Here is a 278-nt window from a genome sequence, read left to right as displayed (position 1 = left end):
AACTTCCACAGGATGTTGCAGAACCCCGCCACCGCGCCCACCGGCAGGCCGTCCGACTTGCGCGTCAGCGGCGGCAGGGCGTGATAGGCGCGGAAGATGTAGCCCGAACCGTCGATGAGATAGAGGCGCGGGCGGGCCGAAGCGGCGGGGGTGTCGGTCATGGGGCGAACATAGTGGCCCGGCCGGCGCTTGTCGCGGGGGGCGAATTGATTCGATCTGCTCCTGGCGACGGTCTCGCGCGATGTCACTGAGTCAAAATGACTCACCCGCAATAGGTG

At 66.2% G+C, this 278-nt stretch carries 1 protein-coding gene; it reads right to left on the bottom strand.

What is annotated here, in order from left to right:
• Positions 1–161, bottom strand: a 161-nt coding sequence (locus SB771_RS34170) for a hypothetical protein (protein ID WP_410721940.1), incomplete at its 3' end; no start/stop codon positions are given.
• Positions 162–278: the final 117 nt, after the last annotated feature.

It is taken from the genome of Burkholderia sp. SIMBA_051 (genome assembly GCF_046534915.1).
Lineage (GTDB): Bacteria > Pseudomonadota > Gammaproteobacteria > Burkholderiales > Burkholderiaceae > Burkholderia > Burkholderia ambifaria.
The sequence above is the reverse complement of the archived record's forward strand: the minus strand, read 5'-3'. Positions and strand labels throughout refer to the sequence as shown.